This is a genomic window from Flavobacterium sp. (assembly GCF_046153165.1).
GTDB lineage: Bacteria > Bacteroidota > Bacteroidia > Flavobacteriales > Flavobacteriaceae > Flavobacterium.
Genome location: NZ_JBJXEN010000047.1, coordinates 1 through 5388 on the forward strand (window position 1 = coordinate 1; position 5388 = coordinate 5388).

8 protein-coding genes are annotated in these 5388 nt (G+C 31.0%); 4 read left to right on the forward strand and 4 right to left on the reverse strand.

The features are described 5' to 3' along the window. Positions 1 to 284, forward strand: a 284-nt coding sequence (locus tag ACKVOV_RS05680; protein WP_409205793.1) for a Sec-independent protein translocase TatA, incomplete at its 5' end; no start/stop codon positions are given. Then, positions 284 to 853, forward strand: a complete 570-nt coding sequence (locus ACKVOV_RS05675; protein WP_409205794.1) for a phosphatase PAP2 family protein — start codon at positions 284 to 286, stop codon at positions 851 to 853. The genes ACKVOV_RS05680 and ACKVOV_RS05675, both read left to right, overlap by 1 nt. A 59-nt stretch (positions 854 to 912) precedes the next feature. On the opposite strand, the gene ACKVOV_RS05670 is transcribed toward ACKVOV_RS05675, so the two are convergent. Further along, entirely contained in the window at positions 913 to 1554 is a 642-nt protein-coding gene (locus tag ACKVOV_RS05670; RefSeq protein WP_409205795.1) for an O-methyltransferase, read from the reverse strand. Between the two features lie 78 nt (positions 1555 to 1632). Between ACKVOV_RS05670 and rlmN (ACKVOV_RS05665) the strand changes: the two genes are divergently transcribed. Continuing rightward, positions 1633 to 2676, forward strand: coding sequence for a 23S rRNA (adenine(2503)-C(2))-methyltransferase RlmN (rlmN, locus tag ACKVOV_RS05665; protein WP_409205796.1), 1044 nt, complete (start codon positions 1633 to 1635; stop codon positions 2674 to 2676). Between the two features lie 36 nt (positions 2677 to 2712). On the opposite strand, the gene rlmN (ACKVOV_RS05660) is transcribed toward rlmN (ACKVOV_RS05665), so the two are convergent. After that, positions 2713 to 3756, reverse strand: a complete 1044-nt coding sequence (gene rlmN, locus ACKVOV_RS05660; protein WP_409205796.1) for a 23S rRNA (adenine(2503)-C(2))-methyltransferase RlmN — start codon at positions 3754 to 3756, stop codon at positions 2713 to 2715. 78 nt (positions 3757 to 3834) lie between these two features. On the opposite strand from rlmN (ACKVOV_RS05660), the gene ACKVOV_RS05655 reads away from it, so the two are divergent. Continuing rightward, on the forward strand, positions 3835 to 4476 hold the full coding sequence (locus tag ACKVOV_RS05655) for an O-methyltransferase (protein ID WP_409205795.1): 642 nt from the start codon (positions 3835 to 3837) through the stop codon (positions 4474 to 4476). Positions 4477 to 4535: 59 nt separating this feature from the next. Here the strand turns inward: ACKVOV_RS05655 and ACKVOV_RS05650 are convergent, their stop codons facing one another. Beyond that, positions 4536 to 5105, reverse strand: a complete 570-nt coding sequence (locus tag ACKVOV_RS05650) for a phosphatase PAP2 family protein (protein ID WP_409205794.1) — start codon at positions 5103 to 5105, stop codon at positions 4536 to 4538. Continuing rightward, positions 5105 to 5388: Sec-independent protein translocase TatA (locus tag ACKVOV_RS05645; RefSeq protein WP_409205793.1), on the reverse strand; the 284-nt coding region annotated here is incomplete at its 5' end. The genes ACKVOV_RS05645 and ACKVOV_RS05650, both read right to left, overlap by 1 nt.

Consider the following 5388-nt stretch of genomic DNA (forward strand, 5'->3'; position numbering starts at 1 on the left):
CGCGTACAATGGGAAAAGCAATGGCTCAACTAAAAAATGCAACAAATGATATAAAATCTGAGATTCAGCGTGGAGCCGAATCTAATGATATTGATATAAAATCATTAACAGGAGATTTTACTTCAGAAATTGATAAAGTAAAACAAGGATTCAATAAGATGATTACCGATAATACGTCGGATACTTTAGGAACAAAATCTATTACTGATAATATTACTTCCGAAATTGATAAGGTGAAAGAAAATCTAGATGATTTAACAGGGCCTATAAAACGTCAGTTGTAATGTTAGAAAAGATAATCTCGATAGACAAAGAATTATTCGTTTTCCTAAATGGTTTAGGTTCGGAAACTTTCGATCCGTTGTGGTTATTTATAACTAAGCAATCTAGTTGGGTTCCACTTTTTATATTTTTATTATATTTAGTTTATAAAAAATTAGGAACGAAACAAACTCTATTTGTAATAATTTTTGTTGCTGTTCTGCTCACCGTAAATAATACAATTACCGAGCTATTTAAATCAACATTTCAGCGATTACGACCATGTAATGATCCAGAAATTAAGGATATTATTAGAAGTGTAAAAACTAGTTCGACTTTTAGCTTTTTCTCAGGACATTCTTCAAATACGATGGCGGTTTTCGTTTTTTTATACTCGATATTTAAAAAAAAGTACAAATATTTTTGGGTGCTAATTCTTTGGCCTTTAGTATTTGCTTATAGTCGTATTTACTTAGGATTGCATTTTCCTACAGACATACTTGCAGGATATACATGCGGAATAATTACAGGTTGTATTACATTTATAATCTACCAAATAATTCAGTTAAAATACTTTAAGTATAAATATTAGGGCTTATTTTTAAATTTTAAAAACATTTTCATTATTTAGCCTTAGTGGTCAATATTAAACTATAAAACCCTGCTAACAGTTAATCCATCTCTTATAGGTAATAAAACGGTTTCAACTCTCGGATTATTCTTTAAAAGTAAATTGTACTCTAACAAAACTTTTGTACTCAAATCGTTTTTCTCTAATGGTAAAACAACTTTTCCAGACCACAAAACATTATCAGACAAGATAATACCACCCTTATTCATTTTAGGGAGAATTAAATTAAAATAATTAATGTAATTTTCTTTATCTGCATCAATAAAAACTAAATCAAATTTAAAATCTAAATTCGGAATAATATCAACAGCTTCTCCTAAATGTTGTACAATTTGATTTCCCCAAGGCGATTTGTCAAAGTATTTTCGTTGAAAATCTATCAACTCTTCCTTAATGTCTATAGTATGCAATTGTCCATTTTCTTGCATTCCTTCACATAAACACAAACCAGAATAACCAGTATATGTTCCTATTTCTAGAATATTTACTGGACGGATAAGTTTAGATAACATACTTAAAACACGACCCTGAAAATGTCCACTTAACATTCTAGGCAACAAAATTTTCTGATAAGTCTCTTTGTTAAGTTGTGCTAATAATTCAGGTTCATTTTCTGAATGCTGTTCGATATAATCTTCTAAATCTTGTGAAAGGAAATGCATTTGATAAAATTTTAAGCAAAAATACAAATTACCAAATCAACAAATTACTAAATCAACAAAATAACCTAAATTTGCACCATGCAAATCGAGAAAAAAGACATACGAGCATTATCAAAAGAACAATTGCGTGATTTTTTTGTAACTAATAATGACAAAGCCTTCCGTGGTAATCAAGTTTACGAATGGTTGTGGAGTAAGGGTGCGCATAGTTTCGAGGACATGACAAATGTTTCTAAAGAAACTAGACAAATGCTTATCGAAAACTTTGTGATTAATCATATCAAAGTAGATACGATGCAACGCAGCAGTGACGGAACAGTAAAAAATGCAGTTCGTTTGCATGATGGTTTAATCGTCGAATCGGTTTTAATTCCAACAGAAACTAGGACAACTGCTTGTGTCTCTAGCCAAGTTGGGTGTAGTTTAGATTGTAATTTTTGTGCTACTGCTCGACTTAAACGCATGAGAAATTTAGAGCCTGGCGAAATTTATGATCAAGTTTTAGCTATTGATAGAGAAAGTAAATTATATTTTAATAGACCTTTGTCTAATATTGTTTTCATGGGAATGGGAGAACCACTTATGAATTACAACAATGTGATTAAGGCTATCGATATGATAACTTCTAGTGAAGGACTAGGAATGTCCCCAAAAAGGATTACAGTTTCTACTTCGGGTGTGTCTAAAATGATACGAAAAATGGCCGATGATGAGGTAAAATTCAAGTTAGCAGTTTCTTTACATTCTGCCATTGAAGATATTCGTAACCACATTATGCCTTTTACAAAAAGTTTCCCATTGCCCGAATTACGTGAAGCTTTAGAATATTGGTACCGAAAAACAAAAAGTAAAATCACTTACGAATATGTTGTTTGGAAGGGTATAAATGATAACAAAGAGTCTATCGATGCTTTGGTGAAATTTTGTAAACACGTACCTTGTAAAGTAAATCTTATTGAATATAATCCTATTGATGATGGTGAGTTTCAACAAGCATCTGCTGAATCTATAAATGCTTATATAAAAGCACTAGATGCAAACGGAATCATTGCAAAAGTACGTCACAGTAGAGGTAAAGATATAGATGCAGCATGTGGACAATTAGCTAATAAAGAAGTATAAAAAAAATCCCTGAAAATTAATTTTCAGGGATTTTTTTTATACTTCTTTATTAGCTAATTGTCCACATGCTGCATCTATATCTTTACCTCTACTGTGACGTACTTTTGCAATGATTCCGTTTGCATCTAGTGCTTTTATATAAGCATTTATAGATTCAGCAGATGCTTGTTGAAACTCACCATCATCAATAGGATTATATTCAATAAGATTTACTTTACAAGGTACGTGTTTACAAAATTTCACCAAAGCATCGATAGACTCTTTGTTATCATTTATACCCTTCCAAACAACATATTCGTAAGTGATTTTACTTTTTGTTTTTCGGTACCAATATTCTAAAGCTTCACGTAATTCGGGCAATGGGAAACTTTTTGTAAAAGGCATAATGTGGTTACGAATATCTTCAATGGCAGAATGTAAAGAAACTGCTAACTTGAATTTTACCTCATCATCGGCCATTTTTCGTATCATTTTAGACACACCCGAAGTAGAAACTGTAATCCTTTTTGGGGACATTCCTAGTCCTTCACTAGAAGTTATCATATCGATAGCCTTAATCACATTGTTGTAATTCATAAGTGGTTCTCCCATTCCCATGAAAACAATATTAGACAAAGGTCTATTAAAATATAATTTACTTTCTCTATCAATAGCTAAAACTTGATCATAAATTTCGCCAGGCTCTAAATTTCTCATGCGTTTAAGTCGAGCAGTAGCACAAAAATTACAATCTAAACTACACCCAACTTGGCTAGAGACACAAGCAGTTGTCCTAGTTTCTGTTGGAATTAAAACCGATTCGACGATTAAACCATCATGCAAACGAACTGCATTTTTTACTGTTCCGTCACTGCTGCGTTGCATCGTATCTACTTTGATATGATTAATCACAAAGTTTTCGATAAGCATTTGTCTAGTTTCTTTAGAAACATTTGTCATGTCCTCGAAACTATGCGCACCCTTACTCCACAACCATTCGTAAACTTGATTACCACGGAAGGCTTTGTCATTATTAGTTACAAAAAAATCACGCAATTGTTCTTTTGATAATGCTCGTATGTCTTTTTTCTCGATTTGCATGGTGCAAATTTAGGTTATTTTGTTGATTTAGTAATTTGTTGATTTGGTAATTTGTATTTTTGCTTAAAATTTTATCAAATGCATTTCCTTTCACAAGATTTAGAAGATTATATCGAACAGCATTCAGAAAATGAACCTGAATTATTAGCACAACTTAACAAAGAGACTTATCAGAAAATTTTGTTGCCTAGAATGTTAAGTGGACATTTTCAGGGTCGTGTTTTAAGTATGTTATCTAAACTTATCCGTCCAGTAAATATTCTAGAAATAGGAACATATACTGGTTATTCTGGTTTGTGTTTATGTGAAGGAATGCAAGAAAATGGACAATTGCATACTATAGACATTAAGGAAGAGTTGATAGATTTTCAACGAAAATACTTTGACAAATCGCCTTGGGGAAATCAAATTGTACAACATTTAGGAGAAGCTGTTGATATTATTCCGAATTTAGATTTTAAATTTGATTTAGTTTTTATTGATGCAGATAAAGAAAATTACATTAATTATTTTAATTTAATTCTCCCTAAAATGAATAAGGGTGGTATTATCTTGTCTGATAATGTTTTGTGGTCTGGAAAAGTTGTTTTACCATTAGAGAAAAACGATTTGAGTACAAAAGTTTTGTTAGAGTACAATTTACTTTTAAAGAATAATCCGAGAGTTGAAACCGTTTTATTACCTATAAGAGATGGATTAACTGTTAGCAGGGTTTTATAGTTTAATATTGACCACTAAGGCTAAATAATGAAAATGTTTTTAAAATTTAAAAATAAGCCCTAATATTTATACTTAAAGTATTTTAACTGAATTATTTGGTAGATTATAAATGTAATACAACCTGTAATTATTCCGCATGTATATCCTGCAAGTATGTCTGTAGGAAAATGCAATCCTAAGTAAATACGACTATAAGCAAATACTAAAGGCCAAAGAATTAGCACCCAAAAATATTTGTACTTTTTTTTAAATATCGAGTATAAAAAAACGAAAACCGCCATCGTATTTGAAGAATGTCCTGAGAAAAAGCTAAAAGTCGAACTAGTTTTTACACTTCTAATAATATCCTTAATTTCTGGATCATTACATGGTCGTAATCGCTGAAATGTTGATTTAAATAGCTCGGTAATTGTATTATTTACGGTGAGCAGAACAGCAACAAAAATTATTACAAATAGAGTTTGTTTCGTTCCTAATTTTTTATAAACTAAATATAATAAAAATATAAAAAGTGGAACCCAACTAGATTGCTTAGTTATAAATAACCACAACGGATCGAAAGTTTCCGAACCTAAACCATTTAGGAAAACGAATAATTCTTTGTCTATCGAGATTATCTTTTCTAACATTACAACTGACGTTTTATAGGCCCTGTTAAATCATCTAGATTTTCTTTCACCTTATCAATTTCGGAAGTAATATTATCAGTAATAGATTTTGTTCCTAAAGTATCCGACGTATTATCGGTAATCATCTTATTGAATCCTTGTTTTACTTTATCAATTTCTGAAGTAAAATCTCCTGTTAATGATTTTATATCAATATCATTAGATTCGGCTCCACGCTGAATCTCAGATTTTATATCATTTGTTGCATTTTTTAGTTGAGCCATTGCTTTTCCCATTGTACGCG